Annotated in this window: 17 protein-coding genes; 14 read left to right on the forward strand and 3 right to left on the reverse strand. The window is 35.8% G+C overall.

The window, feature by feature from the left end:
• The first annotated feature begins 3 nt into the window (after nucleotides 1-3).
• The 13 genes from CEF19_RS17785 (at nucleotide 4) to CEF19_RS17845 (ending at nucleotide 13,768) form a co-directional block, all read left to right on the forward strand.
• The gene (locus tag CEF19_RS17785; protein WP_100407302.1) at nucleotides 4-1,449 is read left to right on the forward strand and encodes a sensor histidine kinase; all 1,446 of its coding nucleotides are present in this window, start codon (nucleotides 4-6) and stop codon (nucleotides 1,447-1,449) included.
• A complete protein-coding gene (locus CEF19_RS17790) occupies nucleotides 1,442-3,016 on the forward strand; it encodes a response regulator (RefSeq protein ID WP_100407303.1) in 1,575 nt (524 codons plus the stop codon). The genes CEF19_RS17785 and CEF19_RS17790 overlap by 8 nt, the downstream gene beginning before the upstream one ends.
• 309 nt (nucleotides 3,017-3,325) lie before the next feature.
• Nucleotides 3,326-4,426, forward strand: coding sequence for a multiple monosaccharide ABC transporter substrate-binding protein (chvE, locus tag CEF19_RS17795; protein WP_100407304.1), 1,101 nt, complete (start codon nucleotides 3,326-3,328; stop codon nucleotides 4,424-4,426).
• 83 nt (nucleotides 4,427-4,509) lie between these two features.
• Entirely contained in the window at nucleotides 4,510-6,027 is a 1,518-nt protein-coding gene (mmsA, locus tag CEF19_RS17800) for a multiple monosaccharide ABC transporter ATP-binding protein (protein ID WP_100407305.1), read from the forward strand.
• Between the two features lie 15 nt (nucleotides 6,028-6,042).
• Nucleotides 6,043-7,203, forward strand: coding sequence for a multiple monosaccharide ABC transporter permease (gene mmsB / locus CEF19_RS17805; RefSeq protein WP_100407306.1), 1,161 nt, complete (start codon nucleotides 6,043-6,045; stop codon nucleotides 7,201-7,203).
• Between the two features lie 132 nt (nucleotides 7,204-7,335).
• Entirely contained in the window at nucleotides 7,336-8,034 is a 699-nt protein-coding gene (locus CEF19_RS17810) for a hypothetical protein (protein ID WP_100407307.1), read from the forward strand.
• Between the two features lie 210 nt (nucleotides 8,035-8,244).
• Nucleotides 8,245-9,678, forward strand: coding sequence for an FAD-binding oxidoreductase (locus tag CEF19_RS17815; protein ID WP_100407308.1), 1,434 nt, complete (start codon nucleotides 8,245-8,247; stop codon nucleotides 9,676-9,678).
• Nucleotides 9,679-10,239, forward strand: a complete 561-nt coding sequence (locus CEF19_RS17820; protein WP_100407309.1) for an MFS transporter — start codon at nucleotides 9,679-9,681, stop codon at nucleotides 10,237-10,239.
• Nucleotides 10,240-10,245: 6 nt separating this feature from the next.
• Entirely contained in the window at nucleotides 10,246-11,046 is an 801-nt protein-coding gene (locus CEF19_RS17825; RefSeq protein ID WP_100407310.1) for an ABC transporter ATP-binding protein, read from the forward strand.
• Nucleotides 11,047-11,113: 67 nt separating this feature from the next.
• On the forward strand, nucleotides 11,114-11,428 hold the full coding sequence (gene ppnP / locus CEF19_RS17830) for a pyrimidine/purine nucleoside phosphorylase (RefSeq protein WP_100408365.1): 315 nt from the start codon (nucleotides 11,114-11,116) through the stop codon (nucleotides 11,426-11,428).
• A gap of 87 nt (nucleotides 11,429-11,515) precedes the next feature.
• Nucleotides 11,516-11,758: a hypothetical protein gene (locus tag CEF19_RS17835; protein WP_100407311.1), complete on the forward strand. Its 243-nt coding sequence runs from the start codon at nucleotides 11,516-11,518 to the stop codon at nucleotides 11,756-11,758.
• A gap of 165 nt (nucleotides 11,759-11,923) precedes the next feature.
• On the forward strand, nucleotides 11,924-12,574 hold the full coding sequence (locus tag CEF19_RS17840; RefSeq protein WP_100407312.1) for a rhamnogalacturonan acetylesterase: 651 nt from the start codon (nucleotides 11,924-11,926) through the stop codon (nucleotides 12,572-12,574).
• A 123-nt stretch (nucleotides 12,575-12,697) separates the two neighbouring features.
• Nucleotides 12,698-13,768 (forward strand): branched-chain amino acid aminotransferase, encoded by a 1,071-nt coding sequence (locus CEF19_RS17845; protein WP_100407313.1) that lies wholly within the window; start codon nucleotides 12,698-12,700, stop codon nucleotides 13,766-13,768.
• Between the two features lie 39 nt (nucleotides 13,769-13,807).
• Here CEF19_RS17845 and CEF19_RS17850 read toward each other — a convergent pair whose 3' ends face one another.
• The 3 genes from CEF19_RS17850 to CEF19_RS17860 all read right to left on the reverse strand — a co-directional run bounded on the left by CEF19_RS17850 (nucleotide 13,808) and on the right by CEF19_RS17860 (nucleotide 16,779).
• A complete protein-coding gene (locus CEF19_RS17850) occupies nucleotides 13,808-14,038 on the reverse strand; it encodes a group-specific protein (protein ID WP_100407314.1) in 231 nt (76 codons plus the stop codon).
• A 25-nt stretch (nucleotides 14,039-14,063) separates the two neighbouring features.
• Nucleotides 14,064-14,708, reverse strand: a complete 645-nt coding sequence (locus CEF19_RS17855; protein WP_100407315.1) for a YesL family protein — start codon at nucleotides 14,706-14,708, stop codon at nucleotides 14,064-14,066.
• A gap of 127 nt (nucleotides 14,709-14,835) precedes the next feature.
• Complete coding sequence (locus CEF19_RS17860; RefSeq protein WP_100407316.1) at nucleotides 14,836-16,779, reverse strand: glycoside hydrolase family 127 protein; 1,944 nt, start codon at nucleotides 16,777-16,779, stop codon at nucleotides 14,836-14,838.
• Nucleotides 16,780-16,922: 143 nt separating this feature from the next.
• Between CEF19_RS17860 and CEF19_RS17865 the strand changes: the two genes are divergently transcribed.
• Nucleotides 16,923-17,819 (forward strand): AraC family transcriptional regulator, encoded by an 897-nt coding sequence (locus tag CEF19_RS17865; RefSeq protein WP_100407317.1) that lies wholly within the window; start codon nucleotides 16,923-16,925, stop codon nucleotides 17,817-17,819.
• Nucleotides 17,820-17,954: the final 135 nt, after the last annotated feature.

The raw sequence follows: 17,954 nt of genomic DNA on the forward strand, positions 1-17,954 counted from the left end.
AGAATGTATAAAATAAAAACAAAACTTATGTTGTTTTTCATTGCTTTATTCGTTATTTTGAATAGTTTGTCTATTTTTTTATTTTACAATCATAAACAAACGGTCGAACAATATGACCATATTCTAAACCGGTTTTTTCTATTAAATGATGTATCCCAAAAAACAAATGAATCTTATGAGGCGATGAACGTCTATTTAAATAAAAAAGCGATTGAGGACTTAAAAGAATATAATGTGCGAAGGGATCAACTACTATCGTTACAAAAAAATTTGGAAACGGAGTTGTTGAACCAATCAAATTCGGTATCGGTTAATAATTATCAAAATATGCTAGAAAGCCTAATTGAGGAAAGCGACCTCGCTATATCAACGTTTTTAAATGATGACATCGAGACATATTCTGTAAAGCAAAGAGAAGCTCTCAAGCTTCATGGCTTTATCCAAGAAGAAACCTTGATGCTTTTAAATAATGAACTTACAGAATTCCAGTCGTTTTATGATGCAATGAATAAACGAAACGCGTACATGGAGTCCATGGGAATAGCGATGTTCTCAGGTACCTTTCTAATGGGACTATTATTTGCTTTTATATTTAGTAATGATATTACCAAACCGATTCACCGCTTAACAGGAGCTGCAAGGGAAATTGCTAGTGGAAATTTAGAAGGTTTAGATATTCATTCTGGAAGGAAGGACGAGCTTGGGTTTTTAACAAAAACATTTAACCAAATGAGGAAAGACCTTCATTATCTCGTTCGGCAAATTAAAGACAAATCAGAGCAAGAAAAGCTAATTAAAGAGATGGAGTTAAAAAGTTTACAAAGTCAAATCAACCCTCACTTTTTATTTAATACACTGAACACTATTGCGAAAACGGCTTATATTGAGGGATCAGAACGGATTTACATGCTGATTACCTCGATTGCTAAACTCCTACGTTATAATTTAAGTCAAATTGATAAACCCGTTACGCTTGCTGATGAAATTAATATTGTAAAGGAATATTTTTTTATTCAGAAAGCACGATTTGATAATCGGGTTGATTTTACAATTCAAGTAGATGAAAACTGTTTATTACAAAAAATACCTATTTTAACGCTTCAACCACTTGTGGAAAATGCGTTTATTCATGGGATTGAACCATATGAACAAGAAGGTAAAATTGAAATTGAAGGATTTATGAAAGATAATACATTTTACTTAAGAATTAAAGATAATGGAATTGGCATGGATGAAGCCGTTAGTCGGATCTTAATGGCGAACCCGACAGAACGTCTAGTCAAATCATCAGGGCATTCAACTGGGATTGGCTTAAATAATGTTATTAGAAGATTGCAGATGTTCTATCAACATGACGATATTCTGAGAATCCACTCAATAAAAGGAGAAGGTACAATGATTGAGTTGAAATTACCTATTACGATAGAAGAGGAGGAAGCGAATGTATAAGATCTTACTAGTCGATGATGAAATGATTGAAAGACATTGGCTTCGAAAAATCATCAGTGAACATTTCCCTTCAAACGTTGAAATAGAAGAAGCTGAAAATGGTCGTACTGCAATTATTAAAGCAGAGGAATTCAGACCTGATATTGTTTTTATGGACATAAAAATGCCTGGTATAAATGGAATAGAAGCAACACAGGAAATAAAAAAAAGGAATCAAGCAACTCAGTTTATAATGGTTTCTGCATTCGATACATTTGAATATGCTCGACAGGTTATGAAAATCGGTGTGAAAGAATATCTTTTGAAACCTAGTACTAAAGAAGAGGTAATTTCTTCAATTGAACAGGTTATTCAAGAAATTACTCTTGAGCGAAGTAAACGAAATGAAGAATTATTATTAAAAGACAATTACCGAAGAGCCCTATCGATTGTTCAGTCTAAAGTAATTACGTCACTTTTAATGGGCGACATGGATGAAAATGAAATGGCTGAATTTGATGATGATTGGGAAAGTAGGCTCGAGAAAGAGAGCTTTGTTATGGTGTTTGAATTTCAGAAGGAAGGTCATTCATTTGAGTCTCATGAAATAAATCAATATAGTTCTTTTTTGCAAGCACATTTGAATCACTATTTTTGGAAGAGTTTAACGGGACCGAGTCGTATAAATCGCCTCCCAGTACTAATTCAATTGAAAGAAGACGAGCGTGCTGACAAATTTTCTATTCGTAGTCGTGCGGTGTCATGTGGGAAGGAATTGATCGAGAAGTTTAGTCGCCGTTTTCCAAACGTTTCGATTTCTATTGGAATTGGAACTAATTACAATGAGATTGAAAAGTTCGTCCAATCTTACCATGAAGCTTTGCATGCTTTAACAACATCTGCCCGTCCTTTTTCATGTATTTTTTATAGTCAACAAGTACGTGAAGGGAGTGACGCCGCATATCCTTATAAACTCGAAAAACAATTGCTAGAGACGATAACAGCAGGGCTAATTGATGATGTTTCAAGGAACTACACTCTATATTTCGAGGCAATTACTACCTTCTGTGAAGGGTCAGTAGATGAAATGAAAACAAAGTTAGCTGAGTTTTTTATTGTACTAAGTCGACAAACGATTGAAACAGAGCATACATTACAATCGAGCCAACATTATCTGCAAGCAACCTCCTTATTAAAATTACAAGAAGCTACGTACGAAGAGATGCTGAGGTTGACTGCCTATATTCATTCAATGTATTATTCACAAAATAAGGACGTAATGGTTATTGCAAAAAACTACATCGCAGAGCATTATGAAAAGCCAATTACGCTTGAGGACGTGGCAGAAGTAATTCAACTTAGTCCACATTACTTTAGTAAAGTATTTAAAGTACGCACAGGCCAATCTTTCATTGATTATGTAACAGAGCTTCGCGTTAAACGAGCGAAAGAGTTGATGCGTTTAAAAGAAAGAAATGTTAAAGAGATTTGTTATGCAGTAGGGTATAAGGACCCGAACTATTTTAGTCGAGTATTCAAAAAGGTAACAGGTGTTTCTCCGAGTGAATATCGCCAAGACGTCTTGTGATTTTAATAGGTTGTTTTACCTATTAGAGATATAAAAGTAGTTTTCTGATAGTTTATTGAGTTGAGCGTTATTCGCTCAGCTTTTATTTTCGCTCAACTTCCTTAATTAAATGAATAAAGTTAAATGATTAAATGCTATAACGATTAAAAAAGTGCTATAAAGATAAAATAATGATATCGTTTACAAAAAAAAGAACGAAGAAGTGAAGAAAGACGTAATTTCTTATAGAAAGTAGGCTGACTAAATAGGTGAAAAGTAGCCTATACTAATTCTTGTAAGCGATACCAACATAAAAAAGGGGGAAGTTAAGTGAAAAAGATAGCAGGAATTTTACTTTCACTAATGATTTTATTCGTAATGGCTGCTTGTGGCGGCGGAAATGAAGGCGGCGAGGACGCAGGTGGAGACACAGGCGGAGATGCAGGAAGCGGAGAAGCTGGCTTTGTCGGAATTGCGATGCCGACACAATCTTCTGAGAGATGGGTACATGATGGAAATAACATGGTTAAAGAATTTGAAGAATTAGGCTACAAAACAGTTCTTCAATATGCTGAGGATGTTGTTGAAAACCAAGTGTCCCAAATTGAGAACATGATTACTCAAGGTGTAGATGTATTAGTAGTTGCTGCAATTGATGGAGAAGCGTTAACAAATGTTCTTGAAAACGCTGCCGCGGCAGATGTTCAAGTTATCTCGTATGACCGTTTAATCAAAGGTACTGAAAATATTTCTTACTATGCGACATTTGATAACTTCGAAGTAGGAGTACTTCAAGGTTCATATATTGCTGAATACTTAGATTTAGAAAATGCTGAAGGTCCATTCAATATTGAATTATTTGGTGGCTCACCGGACGATAACAATGCATATTTCTTCTATGATGGTGCAATGTCTGTGTTACAACCATTCATTGATGAAGGTAAGCTAGTAGTTAAGAGTGGTCAAGCTGGTATGGATACAGTTTCAACATTACGTTGGGATCCGGCACTTGCTCAAGCAAGAATGGATAACCTACTTAGCACATACTATACAGATGATGAAGTTGATGCAATTTTGTCTCCATATGATGGAATCAGTATTGGTATTATTGCTGCACTTAAAAACATTGGTTACTCAGAACTTCCAGTTGTAACTGGTCAAGATGCTGAATTGGCTTCTGTTAAATCAATTGCTGCTGGTGAACAAACAATGACGGTATTTAAAGATACACGTGAATTAGCAAAGAAAGCAGTTGAGATGGCTGACGCAGTACTTAATGGTGAAGAACCAGAAGTGAACGATACTGAAACATACGATAATGGTGTAAAAGTAGTTCCTTCATTCCTTCTTGAACCAGTTCGTGTAGATGCTAGTAACTACGAAGAAGTTATTATTGAAGCTGGCTACTATACTGCTGAAGAAGTTCAATAATTAAAACAAATAAGTTAAATAATTTAGTGGCAGAATCCTGCCACTAAATTATTTTATTAACCTATGAGGGCGTGGTGAGGTAAATGCAATCAATTATTTTAGAAATGAAAAATATCACCAAGGAATTCCCTGGAGTTAAGGCACTTGATAACGTTAGTTTAAAAGTAATTAAAGGAGAAATCCATGCGCTCTGCGGGGAAAATGGTGCAGGTAAATCAACATTAATGAAGGTATTAAGTGGTGTTTATCCTTATGGAACATATGAGGGTGATATCTTATTTGAAGAAAAGATCTGTGAATTTAAGGATATTAAACAAAGTGAAAATTTAGGGATCGTTATTATTCATCAGGAACTAGCACTCATTCCAGAACTTTCCATCGCGGAAAATATTTTTTTAGGAAATGAACAAGCAAAAAAAGGTGTTATCGATTGGAACCAAACGAAAGTTAAAACGAAACAATTATTAGATAAAGTTGGATTAAGTGAGTCACCAGATACGTTAATTAAAGACATCGGGGTTGGGAAACAGCAATTAGTAGAAATTGCAAAAGCATTGTCTAAAAATGTAAAATTACTTATTTTAGATGAGCCAACGGCAGCTCTTAATGAAAATGATAGTGAGAATTTATTGAATCTCCTCATAGAATTAAGAAGCCAAGGGATGTCTGCTATCATTATCTCTCATAAATTAAACGAAATTAAAAAAATAGCCAATTCAGTTACGATTATTCGTGATGGGCAATCGATAGAAACATTAGCCGCTTCTGAAATAACTGAAGACCGTATTATTAAAGGAATGGTTGGACGTAGTTTGACGAACCGTTACCCCGAGCGCGATCCGAAAATTGGCGAGACATTTTTTGAAGTAAAAAATTGGAACGTATTTCATCCACTTCAAAGTGATCGGCAAGTTGTAAAAAATGTAAATCTAAATATCCGAAAAGGGGAAATTGTTGGAATTGCAGGTCTAATGGGTGCAGGCAGAACAGAACTTGCGATGAGTATTTTCGGGAAATCTTACGGAAAGAAAATAACAGGAGAAGTATTTAAAGATGGAAAACTCTTAAACCTTTCTGATGTTAATAAAGCAATTAAAGAAGGAATTGCCTATGTAAGTGAGGATAGAAAAGAATATGGTCTAATTTTAATGGATGATATTAAGCAAAACATTACCCTTGCAAATCTTGATAGAATTACAAAAACCGCTGTTGTTAACGAGAATGAAGAGTTTGTCCATGCTGAGGATTACCGTAAAAAAATGAACATAAAAACGCCAAGTGTGTCACAAACGGTTGGAAATCTAAGTGGGGGAAATCAGCAAAAAGTTGTTTTAAGTAAATGGATGTTTACAGAACCTGATATCTTAATTTTAGATGAGCCAACTCGTGGTATTGATGTCGGAGCGAAGTTTGAAATTTATACAATTATTAATCAACTTGCAGAGCAAGGTAAGGGAGTTTTAATCATTTCATCTGAATTACCTGAGGTTATCGGAATGTGTGACCGAATTTACGTTATGAATGAAGGTGAAATAACAGGAGAAGTTGGCAAGGAAGCTGCAACACAGGAAGCGTTAATGAAGTTTATGACTAAAAAGTAAGTGGGAGGTAGAAAGATGAACGCTTTAAAAGATCTTCTAAAAAATAATATGAGACAGTATAGCATGATTATTGCATTAGTATTAATCGTTCTATTGTTTCAATTTATTACCGATGGTGTGTTATTAAAACCAATTAATATTACGAACTTAATCCTCCAAAATAGTTATATTTTAGTTTTGGCTATTGGTATGGTACTTATAATTATCACAGGACATATTGACTTGTCTGTCGGATCGATTGCAGCCTTTGTCGGTGCCGTATCGGGTATTCTTATGGTAAATATGCAAATGAATGCATGGCTAGCTGTCATCATTTGTTTACTAATTGGAGCATTAATTGGAGCTTGGCAAGGATATTGGGTGGCGTATTTTGGAATTCCAGCTTTTATTGTAACATTAGCAGGGATGCTATTATTTAGAGGTTTGACGTTTGTTATATTAAAAGGTCAATCACTTTCTCCATTTCCACAAGAGTTCCAACGCATTAGTAATGGATTTATTGCAGATCCATTTGGAGGCGAAAATTTACACATTTTAACAATAATTATAGGTATTATCGTTTCTCTGGTGTTGGTCGTATTAGATTTTAAGAATCGTAATAATCTTTTAAAGTATAATTTTGATGTACTACCAACCGGTTTATTTTACACGAAAATTGTTGGTATTCTTCTTATCGTTAATTTGTTTACGTATGTTTTAGCAACTTATCGTGGTATTCCGTATATTCTAATTATTTTAGCCGTTTTAATAGCGATTTACGTCTTTGTAATGAAGAAGACAATTGTTGGTCGTCACATTTATGCTGTAGGTGGAAACTTAAAAGCAGCAAGTTTATCCGGTGTGAAAACGAAAAAAGTAACATTCGGTGTGTTTGTTAACATGGGGATGTTATCAGCTCTTTCCGGTTTAATTTTCGCAGCTCGTTTAAACGCGGCTACTCCTCGTGCAGGTACACTATTCGAGCTTGATGCAATTGCTGCCGTATTTATCGGTGGAGCGTCTGCATACGGTGGTGTTGGTTCTGTTGGTGGTGCGGTTGTCGGGGGACTCGTTATGGGTGTAATGAATAACGGGATGTCGATTATGGGTCTAGGTATTGACTGGCAACAAGCGATTAAAGGTTTAGTTCTTCTTGCCGCTGTAGCATTTGATATTATGAACAAAAGGAAATCTTAATAGTGGTTTGGACCGAGCAAATATTGCTCGGTTTTTTTTAAGGGTTAAAGTTTGAAAATTACTTGACAAGGTCTATGTAGCTACTAAAAAAAGTATTTGTTATACTGAGTAAAAGATGAAGGAGGCTAATTCATGAAAAATATGTTAATTGTTTTAGTTGTATCAGGAATCTTCTTATTAGGATGTACGAATTCATCTGCCCCCGTCGAACCTGAGCCAGACGTAAGTGAACCAAACATTATAGAACCAAATAATCCAAATGAAGAGGAAACCAAGCTTCCAGAAAAGCCGGAACAAGATAATGAAAATGAAGATGAAGAAGCCAATGAGAGGTTAACGATAGAGGAAGCTGCAGACCAAATAGTTAAGTTTCTTCATGACAAGGATATACAGAGCTTAGCAGAGAAGGTTCATCCAGAAAAAGGTGTTCGCTTTACACCATATGGCTATGTTGACGAAAATTCAGATCAAGTCTTTTTGAAAAATGAAATTGTCGAGAGATGGGAAGATAATTCGGTGTATAATTGGGGAGCGTTTGATGGTACAGGAGACCCAATTGAACTAACTTTTAAAGAGTATTATGACGAATTTGTCTATGATGTTGATTATATTGACGCGGAAGAAATAGCAATTAATGAACGTTTAGGACAAGGAAATACTCTCGATAATAGCCAGCAGGTTTATCCTGAAGCCATGATCGTGGAATATCATTTTCCAGGTTTCGAGGAACAGTATGAAGGAATGGATTGGAGAAGTCTTCGCGTTGTCATGGAGGAAACTAACGGTCAATGGTATCTAGTTGGACTCATTCACGATGAATGGACAATTTAAATCAAAATTTTATATTATGAAAAAAAGGAGTCTCAAGTTGAGGCTCCTTCTTTTCATAATATAAATTCACATGCATCTGCTAGCATTCAAGCACATCTTCACTATCCGAATTATTAGTTTAAGTATATGTGAATAAAAAACAATTTTGCAAGAATTGAGAAATTCGTATAATGTAAAGGATATAGTAGTTAACTTGAAAGGAAGAATTGGATGAAGAATCGGCTATACTTGATAATCTTTTTAGTTATATATATAGCTTTATTTGCTTTTTTCGTAACTAAAGACCAAGAATCATCTAGAGATGCTAGCGTTATGACGGATGTTAGTAGACTTATGCCCGTAAAAATAAAAAAACTTATCCATTTTAATGAAGAAAGTCTTACTGAAGTCATTCAAGAAGCGCAGGAGAAGAACTTGCCGATTTCAATAGCCGGAACTCGGCATAGTATGGGCGGCCATACGTACTATCATGACGCTATCGTATTGGATATGACAACCTACAATAAAATTCTTTCGTTTGATCCTAAACAGCAAACGATAACGGTACAAAGTGGAGCCACTTGGAACGATATTCAAACACATATTAACCCATATGGACTTGCTATAAAAATTATGCAATCACAAAATATCTTTACAGTAGGTGGATCAATAAGTGCGAATGCTCATGGAAGAGATATACGCTTTGGATCTCTCATTGATACTGTAAAAGCATTTAAGTTGCTGACTGCTAACGGAATGATTATCGAGGTAAGTAGAGAGGAAAACGAGGAACTTTTTTCACTGGTCATTGGCGGTTATGGGTTATTTGGGGTCATTCTTGAAGTGGAACTGGATTTAACAGAGGATGAAGTATATCGCATGGACACGAAAGCGCTAAATTATAGTGAGTATACTGATTACTTTAAAGAACAAGTTCTCTTAAATCCAGATGTACATATGCATCTTGCGCGAATATCGACAGCATCGAATTATTTTTTAGAAGACATGTATGTGACTAATTATTATCTTACGGATAAGACAGGTTTGGAAGAGATTAACGAACTTAAGAAAGAACAATATACGGCAGTAACGAAATTTTCTCTTGGGTTAGCCAGAAACTATGAATGGGGGAGAAATTGGTTCTGGGATACACAGAAAACGTATTTTGAAAAACAAGATGGTACATATATGACGAGAAACAACGTCATGCGTTCTGAATCTAAATTCCTTGAGTACGAGAATGATAAAAACACGGATGTTCTTCAAGAATACTTTATACCAATTAATCATTTTACAGAATATATCGATGATTTAAGAAAGCTTTTAGAGAAGGAAGAATTAAATCTAGTGAATATCACGATTCGCTACGTATCGAAAAATGATGAAGCGGTTCTGTCTTATGCCAAGGAGGATAGCTTCGCACTTGTTCTTTTAATCAATCAAGGGTTTAGCCAAGAGCAACAAAAAGAGACTGAACGTGTCATACGAAAAATGGTGGATATAACACTTTCCTATGGAGGAAGCTATTACTTACCGTATATGCTCTATCCTACTAAAGAACAAATGCTAGAAGCATATCCACGAACGAATGAGTTTTTTAAGCAAAAACATAGATATGATCCGAACGACCAGTTTGTTAATTTCTTTTATGAAAGGTATAAATAGATGAAAGCGAAGCATTTTGTATCGTTAACCGTCACTCAAAGCATAATTTTTTTTGCAAGTAGTTTAATCTTCCCTTTTTACATCTTATTTTTAAATAACGTTGGTTCAAGCTACTCCCAGTTTGGATTTGCATATGGATTGTTTGCACTTAGTTCTGCTTTGTTCCATCCGATTATAGGTCGTTGGTCAAAGAAATTTGAAGGACAAAGCTTTCTCATTGCCCATTCCTGGGGGATGGCCCTTGTCCTTTTATTCATACCGAACCTTGTTCTTATTGAACATGTTTATCTCATCCAACTCATTTTAGGGTTGTTGGGTGCCCTTCAAAAACACGGAGAAAAGACAGTGGTCGCAAATTTAACAGATGGCGGGGATAGAGGCCCGAAAATAGGGAACTATCACTTTTGGACATCCATTTTTTCAGCGGTTGCAATTATGATTGGAGGATTTCTAGCGGATTTCTTTACAATTGAATTAATCTTTTATTGCAGTTCTGTCCTCTATGTAGGTAGTGGTTGGGTTTTATTAAAGTGGAGAAATACGGACATTCGAAAGGATTAATTAAAAATGAATAAATCGGTTATATCATTAGACAATATCGTCTGGCAACCTGAAGAAAATACGATACTTAATCAAGTAACATGGCAAGTAAACAAAGGAGAACATTGGGTGGTCTTAGGATTAAATGGCTCTGGAAAAACTTCATTATTACAAATGGTAACGGGCTATCTTTGGCCAACAAAAGGCAGGGTTCAAGTACTAGGCGAAATATTTGGCCAAGTTAATATTCATGAGATCCGCAAAAAAATTGGTTGGGTTAGCGCTTCATTAGATGAACGATTTTTATCGAGAACGTATGATCGAGCACTTGACGTTGTCATGAGCGGGAAGTATGCTTCAGTAGGTCTTTATGAACAAACAACAATAGATGATGAAGAAAAAGCGTATAGTCTTCTGAAACAATTAAAAATTAATCACTTGGTACATCAACGATATATTCATTTATCACAAGGGGAAAAAAGAAGAGTGATCATAGCTCGTGCTTTAATGGCAGAACCCAAACTGCTTATCTTAGATGAACCATGTAACGGCTTAGATGTGTTTGCACGTGAACAATTACTTGAGACGATTCAAGAACTAGCTTCAACCAAAGAAGGCCCTACTCTTATCTACGTCACGCATCATATCGAAGAAGTCGTACCTGCGATTTCTCATGCGCTGTTATTACGTGATGGATTTTTGATAAAAGCTGGATGTAAAAAAGAAACTTTATCAGACATTCTGCTTCAGCAAACCTTTCAAGTTCCATTAACAGTAAAGTGGGAAGGGGATAGACCGTGGCTCCAGATAAGAAGTGAGAATAGTTAAAACTTATTGTTTATCTTCTAAAGCTGTGATAAATTAATGAAGATTACATAGGAGAGGACAATGAATGATGTCACAATTTGAGAACGTAACCCTTTTAAAACAAGCAAATATCTACTTTGATGGAAAAGTAACAAGTCGTGCGGTTTTATTTGAAGATGGAACAAAAAAGACGTTAGGAATCATGCTCCCTGGAGATTATGAATTTTCAACTGATGTAAAAGAAGAAATGGAAATTCTTGCAGGTCACCTTGAGTATAAATTAGCAGGAAAAGACTGGGAAACAATAAATGGTAAAGGAACTTTTTATGTCCCAGCTGAAGAATCATTTCAATTAAAAGTTCATTCAGTTGTGGACTATTGTTGTTCGTATCTAACTGAATAAGTTCCGAGACCTTATGTCTAATGCATAAGGTCTTTTTTTTTGAGGAGAATATGAATTGTAGTATAATAATTGGAAAAGGAGAATTAGATGACAAACGAAGAAATTATTCAAAAGATTAACAATGTAAAAGATGGCACGGCAGACTCTGAAATATTTGATTTGCTTCGTCCGCCTGAAGAATTTGGTGATGCAGTAGAGCTTAGCTATAATGACAAAGACGAAACATTTAAGGCTGTTGTATTTGATCCGCAAACAAAAACCGTCTATAGTGAAGAATTCATTAAAGATAAGACAGAGGTTCGTTCATTTATTCATAAAACGGTAAAATGAGAGGAGGGCTACCCCTCTTTTTTTACTGTATATAGATAGATGTGCCTGCTGATAGTGATCGTAAACAAGAAATTTAATTAACTATTAAAAAGAACTAGCGAGTTTAGTTGTTTAGTGGTAAGTACTAGTAATAGTATCGATTATGATGATAAGGAGAAGTGAGCGATGAGTAAATATGTAAACGTTTTTTTAGCAGGTGATTCTACGATGCAAACATACAAGAGTGATGATCCTCAAGCTGGTTGGGGGCAATTTATCGAAAAATACTTTAGTGAGGATATAAAGTTCTTTAACCATGCCATTGGGGGACGTAGCTCAAAAACGTTTGTTAAAGAAGACCGTTTAAATAATCTACTTCAATTACTGAATGAAAACGACTATTTATTGTTGCAGATGGGACATAATGATGCAACGCCCTCTAGACCTGAACGTTACACAGAACCATTTACAACCTATAAAGAGTATTTAAAGATGTATATTGACGGGGCAAAGCAAAGACAAGCGATTCCCATTCTTATAACACCAGTAGGAAGACTTCATTATAAAGATGGTCAATTCGTGAATGATTTTCAGGATTATTGTATGGCTATGAAGGAAGTGGCATTAGAAGAGAGCATTCAATTAATTGATTTGATGGCAATGAGTCTTGACTATTATTCTACAATTGGTTATGACCACGCCCTTGAGTTATTTATGATTTCAGTTAAGGGCGAAGATATAACACATTTCACGAAAAAAGGTGCAGACCATGTTGCTAAACTAGTTTCAAAAGGGATGAAAGAATTAGACAATCGTCTTTCTACGTTTGTTAAATAGAAGATAACCAAGTAACCCCAGTGTTTTATTTATGTTTGGATTGTCGTATCAATCTAGAAGTTGTTTTTATACAACCTCTATAATAAAATTAAAGCAAGCAGAAAGACAAAAGGAGAGCTAGAGATGAGTGAAACGAAACTAAGGATTGTAACCAGTCAAAAGCCAAAAGAGAAACCGAGTGCTGATAACTTACAGTTTGGGAAACAGTTTACAGATCATATGTTTACCATGAATTATGTAGCAGGAAAAGGGTGGATGGATCCACGAATTACACCATATCAACCGATTACTTTAGATCCTGCGGCGATGATCTTCCATTATGGACAAACTGTTTTTGAGGGGTTGAAGGCATATCGTACGCAAGATGGTCGTGTGAAATTATTTAGACCAACCCAAAATCTTCTCCGTTTAAATCAGTCTAGTCAACGCTTAAGTATCCCCGCAATTGATGAAGAACAAGTACTTTCTTATTTAAAAAAGCTAATTGAATTAGAAAAGGAATGGATCCCACGTAAAGAGGGTACCTCTTTATACATACGTCCCTTTATAGTAGCGACAGAACCAAATCTTAGTGTCGCCCCATCAAATCTATACACATTTATGATTATCCTTTCACCTGTTGGTTCCTATTACGCAGAAGGTATTCATCCAGTAGGAATTTTTGTTGAAGATGAGTATACAAGAGCAGTTAAAGGCGGAACAGGGACGGCTAAAACGGCCGGAAATTACTCAGCAGCCTATAAAGCTCAAGAACGTGCAACAAGTAAAGGGTATGCTCAAGTACTATGGCTTGATGGGGTAGAGAAGAAATATATCGAAGAAGTCGGAAGTATGAATGTTTTCTTTAAAATTAATGGGGAAATTGTTACTCCTGAACTTAATGGTAGTATCCTAGAAGGTATTACAAGAAAATCGATAATTGAGTTATTACGAAAATGGGGTATTCCTTGTATAGAAAGAAAGATTTCAATGGAGGAATTATACAAAGCGTCTCAAGCAGGACAATTGGAAGAGGCATTTGGAACAGGAACTGCAGCTGTAATTTCACCGATTGGTGAGATGAATTGGCAACATCATCAGATGATTATTAACGAGAAAAAAACGGGTGATTTATCAAAGAAATTGTATGATACGTTAACTGGCATTCAAACGGGTCTCATCCCCGATGATATGAATTGGACCGTTGATATCTAAAAAAGCAAACGCTTCTGAAACATGAAGCGTTTGCTTTTTTTACGTATTAAGTAATTCATACATTTTTGGATGTCGCTCTTTTCGCTCATCAATGGTAGCCAAATCATACTTTTTTAATAAATGAAAAGCTATATTCAACTCTGGTTGAGAAGGTGTATTACTCAAGAATGTTCGAAAAGCTTCCTGTATATCCAAAGGTAAATAATCCGATTGTTCGACTAATTTGGCTGCCACATCATCTTCACTATGATTTAATTTACATTCTGTCATAAAACGAGCTCCCTTCAATTTGCTGTTACTCTTCCGTCGCTTCTTTTTGTGCTTCACGTTTTTTCTGAATTTTATTAAAAGCAATTTGTGTAGACCACATAATGACGAAGGCTAGGCTGCTTGCCCCGAAAAAAATAATTAAACCTGGGAAAGAAATCATTAAGAAGTAAATCATTAAACAACTAACAATCAACGCGACATTTGCTAACGGATTCATAATCATAATTAAAAAGGAGTTTTTAATAACTTGAAATAGCTTAATATCATAATGTACATAAACTGGGATAACATAAAGCAGCATTAAATAATAGAAGAAAGTCATAATTAATACAGGTAAATAAAGTGCCCCTATCCAACTATCTACTGCGGCCTGTAAAAACTTAATATCAATGTATAAAATATAGCCAATGATAGCAAGTGATAAACCTAGTAGATTTATGCGAATAAAGTCGGATTTATAGTATCCCCAAAATGTTTTAAACACGGGAATATCATGCTCCCCCATAATCCATTTTCTAACAATCGCAAACATTGCAGCGGTTGCTGGCCATACGCCAAAGAGAATAAGACCAAGAAGTGAAAATAAAATCCATAAAATGTTGATATACGCCAATCTCATGATCCATTCGGAGATTTTATAAAATCCTCCCATGAGTCCACCCATTTGCATAATTTTGTCCTCCTAATAAACTCCGATGTTAACATTATACTAATAAATAGGATTGTTTGCCATCATTCATCTCATTTTAAGCAGAAGAAGGTGCCCCAAATTGGACACCTGGATGCTGATATTATAGCTACTCCTTTGTCTCATTCAACCAAACTCTCATCTCCCCAGGCTCACGGTTACACCATGCAAAATAAGGAATCGCTTTAAAGGTGACCTTGGACGAGGAATCTGTCCATGGTCGATACAGTACATCCTTCCAGTTATCCTCATTCATTCGTACAGCTTCTCCGTTAATGACCGTCACTCCATCTAACAGATTTGGTTCGAATGTTGTTGAGAGAGAGGCATGTGTTGGGATAGAAAGCAACTGAAGATCCTTTCCGTTATCTACTTCTTCTAAGCAATAGACGATAGGACCACGCACAAGAGCAATTTTTCCAGCATTCTCTCTTACCTTTGGATTTGTTTGTATTCGTTCAATCGCCATCGGCAACACGAGTTGAATGGTATCGTTTTTCTGCCAAATGCGTTTTATATATACATATCCATCTTTATTAAGAATATCGATGTTCACTTTCTCCCCATTAACAGAAACAAAAGCTTCTCTAGCCCAACCAGGGATGCGAAGGGCAATCGTAAATTCTTTTGATTCATCAGGTGTGACCGTCAAATCAACGGTGCCATCCCAAGGATAGTTCGTTGTTTGCTGAATGGAAACAGCTTGACCATCGATTGAAAAGGAGCCGTTACTTCCGATATATAAGTGAACATAAAGTTCGTTATTTTCTTGAGCATAAATATAATGATTTAATGAAGCAACAAGTCGAGCAATATTCGGAGGGCAGCATGCACATTTGAACCATTTTTGTCTTACTGGTTTAACGTGACGATAGTCATGACGGCGCTCAGCAACTTCAGGTGTAACCTCTAAGGGGTTAACATAGAAGAATTTCTTTCCATCTAAATCCATCCCACTAATCGTCCCATTATACAAGGCACGTTCAATGACATCTGCATACTCAGCCTTCTTTTGGAGTCTTTGCATGCGGTTTGCCCAAAAGACAAGACCGATTGATGCACAAGTCTCTGTATAAGCTGTATCATTTGGTAAGTCATAATCAAAGGAAAAAGCTTCACCAAATTCACTCGGGCCAATACCTGCTGTAATATACATTTGCTGGCGAGTGACGTTGTTCCAAAGTGTTTCACAAGCATCAATGAGTGCTGGATCTCCAGTTTCTGCTGCTAAATCAGCCATTGCAGTATACATATATACGGCGCGAACAGCATGGCCAACTGCTTTTGTTTGTTGTCTAACTGGAAGATGAGCTTGATGATAGCCAAGGTCGTCATTCCACCAAAATGGTTCAGTGTCGCCTCGTTTCTCAGCTTCAACTCGGAAATAATTAGGATCAGTGCCACGTTGGTCAATAAAGTATTGACTAAGTTTTAAATAGTTTTCTTTACCCGTAGTTTGATAGAGCCGTACGAGAGCTAATTCTATTTCCTGATGACCAGGATAACCAGGTATTTTACCTTCTTCAGTTCCGAATACACTCCCAATATAGTCAGCATACCGGCTCATGATCTCTAAAAATTGTCTTTTTCCGGTTGCCTCGTAGTAAGCAACAGCAGCTTCGATTAAATGTCCAGCGCAATACAGTTCATGATTATCACGAAGGTTCGTCCAGCGCTTATCTGGTTCTTTGATCGTGTAATACGTATTTAAATATCCATCACTTTGCTGCGCGCGTCCTATTAGCTCAATCACGGAATCAGCAAGCTTTTCTAATTCGGGATTTGCCTTGTTTTCAAGACTATAAGCAACAGCTTCAAGCCATTTAGCAACATCACTATCTTGAAAAACCATCCCGTAGTATTCACCCTTGGTTTCACCCGAAGCTATTTTAAAGTTTTCAATTGCATGACTTGGATCAGTATTAGGAAGCTCATCATTTAATGCCTTCCATTGGTAAGGAATCACTTCCTCGTTAATTACTTCAATCCGTTTATTCCAAAACCAATCATTAATTTTAACAGATGGCTTACGTTTCTGTGTATGCGCTTTCACTATTAGATTCCTCCCTTAAATTCAAGTTGTAACTACCCGTAAATCATAACATTAAGCGAGGGGTATGTCGGTAGTTGGGTAGATACATTAGGTGGATTTTCTTGACTAATAAATTATAATAAATGTAAGAGGAGGATGAGCTTGTGAAATATATAACAACAACAACAACAACACCCGTTCGATATTTATATGGTGGTCAGTTTATTTCAACCTCAATATGGACTCATGCAGAACGAGAAATTGACAGTTTCGAACTAATTATCGGAGTGAGTAAGACTTTATATATTTATCAAGAAGGAATTGAGTATGAGGTGAATAGAGGAGACGTCCTACTCGTTTTACCAGATGTTCGCCATGGTGGATATAAAGAATGTCTGCCTGGAACGTCATTTTACTGGTTTCATTTTAAACTCCAAGAAGAAACAGAATTTATTAATAACCATACGTTAAACAAAGAGATCCTTCGATTGAAAACGACGCCCTATACAGCAGGACGGGAAAGTAAGATGTATCTTCCCCTAAGCTCAAAACCAAAGAAAATGGAAAGGTTATCAATTTTGGCGAACCAATTGCTCGATGTCGACAACTCGTTCTTTACGAATAAAAATGGTGTTGACTATTTAATGACAACTCTCTTAATTGAATTATCAGAACAAACACTATCAGACCTCTATGTTGATCATGATAAATCAAAAAAAGAAAACGTTATTTCTTCCATTTTAGAATGGACGAGAATCAATGCTGCCATGAACGATATTTCTGTGATGACAATCGCCGAACATTTTAAGTATAATCGAGATTATTTATCTAGAATGTTTAAACAAGGGACTGGAATGAATCTGCAAGAATATATCCATTTAATTAAGATTTCTAAAGCCAAGGATCTTCTAACAAGGACTGAACAATCAGTGAAAGATATTTCAAATGCAGTGGGAATCATAGATGAAAAATATTTTATGAGATTATTTAAATCGTATGAAAAGCTGACACCATCAGAGTATCGAAAGGCCTATTTTCGTACGTATTTAAATAATGATTGAACTCATAATCGACTGACTATAGTTACTATAAAAATGAAACTAAGTCACTTTTTTGTAATTTATTTTATAAAAGTTCACTACTTTTCATGTATATGATTACCTATTATAATGACAAATGTAAGGTTTTATATTATG

Source organism: Bacillus solitudinis, from assembly GCF_002797395.1.
In the GTDB taxonomy this organism is placed as follows: domain Bacteria; phylum Bacillota; class Bacilli; order Bacillales; family Bacillaceae_D; genus Halalkalibacter_A; species Halalkalibacter_A solitudinis.

Excerpts from the sequence above, each read along its gene's own strand:
- CEF19_RS17785 (WP_100407302.1), top strand. The coding sequence starts at position 4 with ATGTATAAAATAAAAACAAAACTTATGTTGTTTTTCATTGCTTTATTC.
- CEF19_RS17790 (WP_100407303.1), top strand. The coding sequence starts at position 1,442 with ATGTATAAGATCTTACTAGTCGATGATGAAATGATTGAAAGACATTGG.
- mmsA (WP_100407305.1), top strand. The coding sequence starts at position 4,510 with ATGCAATCAATTATTTTAGAAATGAAAAATATCACCAAGGAATTCCCT.
- mmsB (WP_100407306.1), top strand. The coding sequence starts at position 6,043 with ATGAACGCTTTAAAAGATCTTCTAAAAAATAATATGAGACAGTATAGC.
- CEF19_RS17810 (WP_100407307.1), top strand. The coding sequence starts at position 7,336 with ATGAAAAATATGTTAATTGTTTTAGTTGTATCAGGAATCTTCTTATTA.
- CEF19_RS17815 (WP_100407308.1), top strand. The coding sequence starts at position 8,245 with ATGAAGAATCGGCTATACTTGATAATCTTTTTAGTTATATATATAGCT.
- CEF19_RS17820 (WP_100407309.1), top strand. The coding sequence starts at position 9,679 with ATGAAAGCGAAGCATTTTGTATCGTTAACCGTCACTCAAAGCATAATT.
- CEF19_RS17825 (WP_100407310.1), top strand. The coding sequence starts at position 10,246 with ATGAATAAATCGGTTATATCATTAGACAATATCGTCTGGCAACCTGAA.
- ppnP (WP_100408365.1), top strand. The coding sequence starts at position 11,114 with ATGTCACAATTTGAGAACGTAACCCTTTTAAAACAAGCAAATATCTAC.
- CEF19_RS17835 (WP_100407311.1), top strand. The coding sequence starts at position 11,516 with ATGACAAACGAAGAAATTATTCAAAAGATTAACAATGTAAAAGATGGC.
- CEF19_RS17840 (WP_100407312.1), top strand. The coding sequence starts at position 11,924 with ATGAGTAAATATGTAAACGTTTTTTTAGCAGGTGATTCTACGATGCAA.
- CEF19_RS17845 (WP_100407313.1), top strand. The coding sequence starts at position 12,698 with ATGAGTGAAACGAAACTAAGGATTGTAACCAGTCAAAAGCCAAAAGAG.
- CEF19_RS17850 (WP_100407314.1), bottom strand. The coding sequence starts at position 14,038 with ATGACAGAATGTAAATTAAATCATAGTGAAGATGATGTGGCAGCCAAA.
- CEF19_RS17855 (WP_100407315.1), bottom strand. The coding sequence starts at position 14,708 with ATGCAAATGGGTGGACTCATGGGAGGATTTTATAAAATCTCCGAATGG.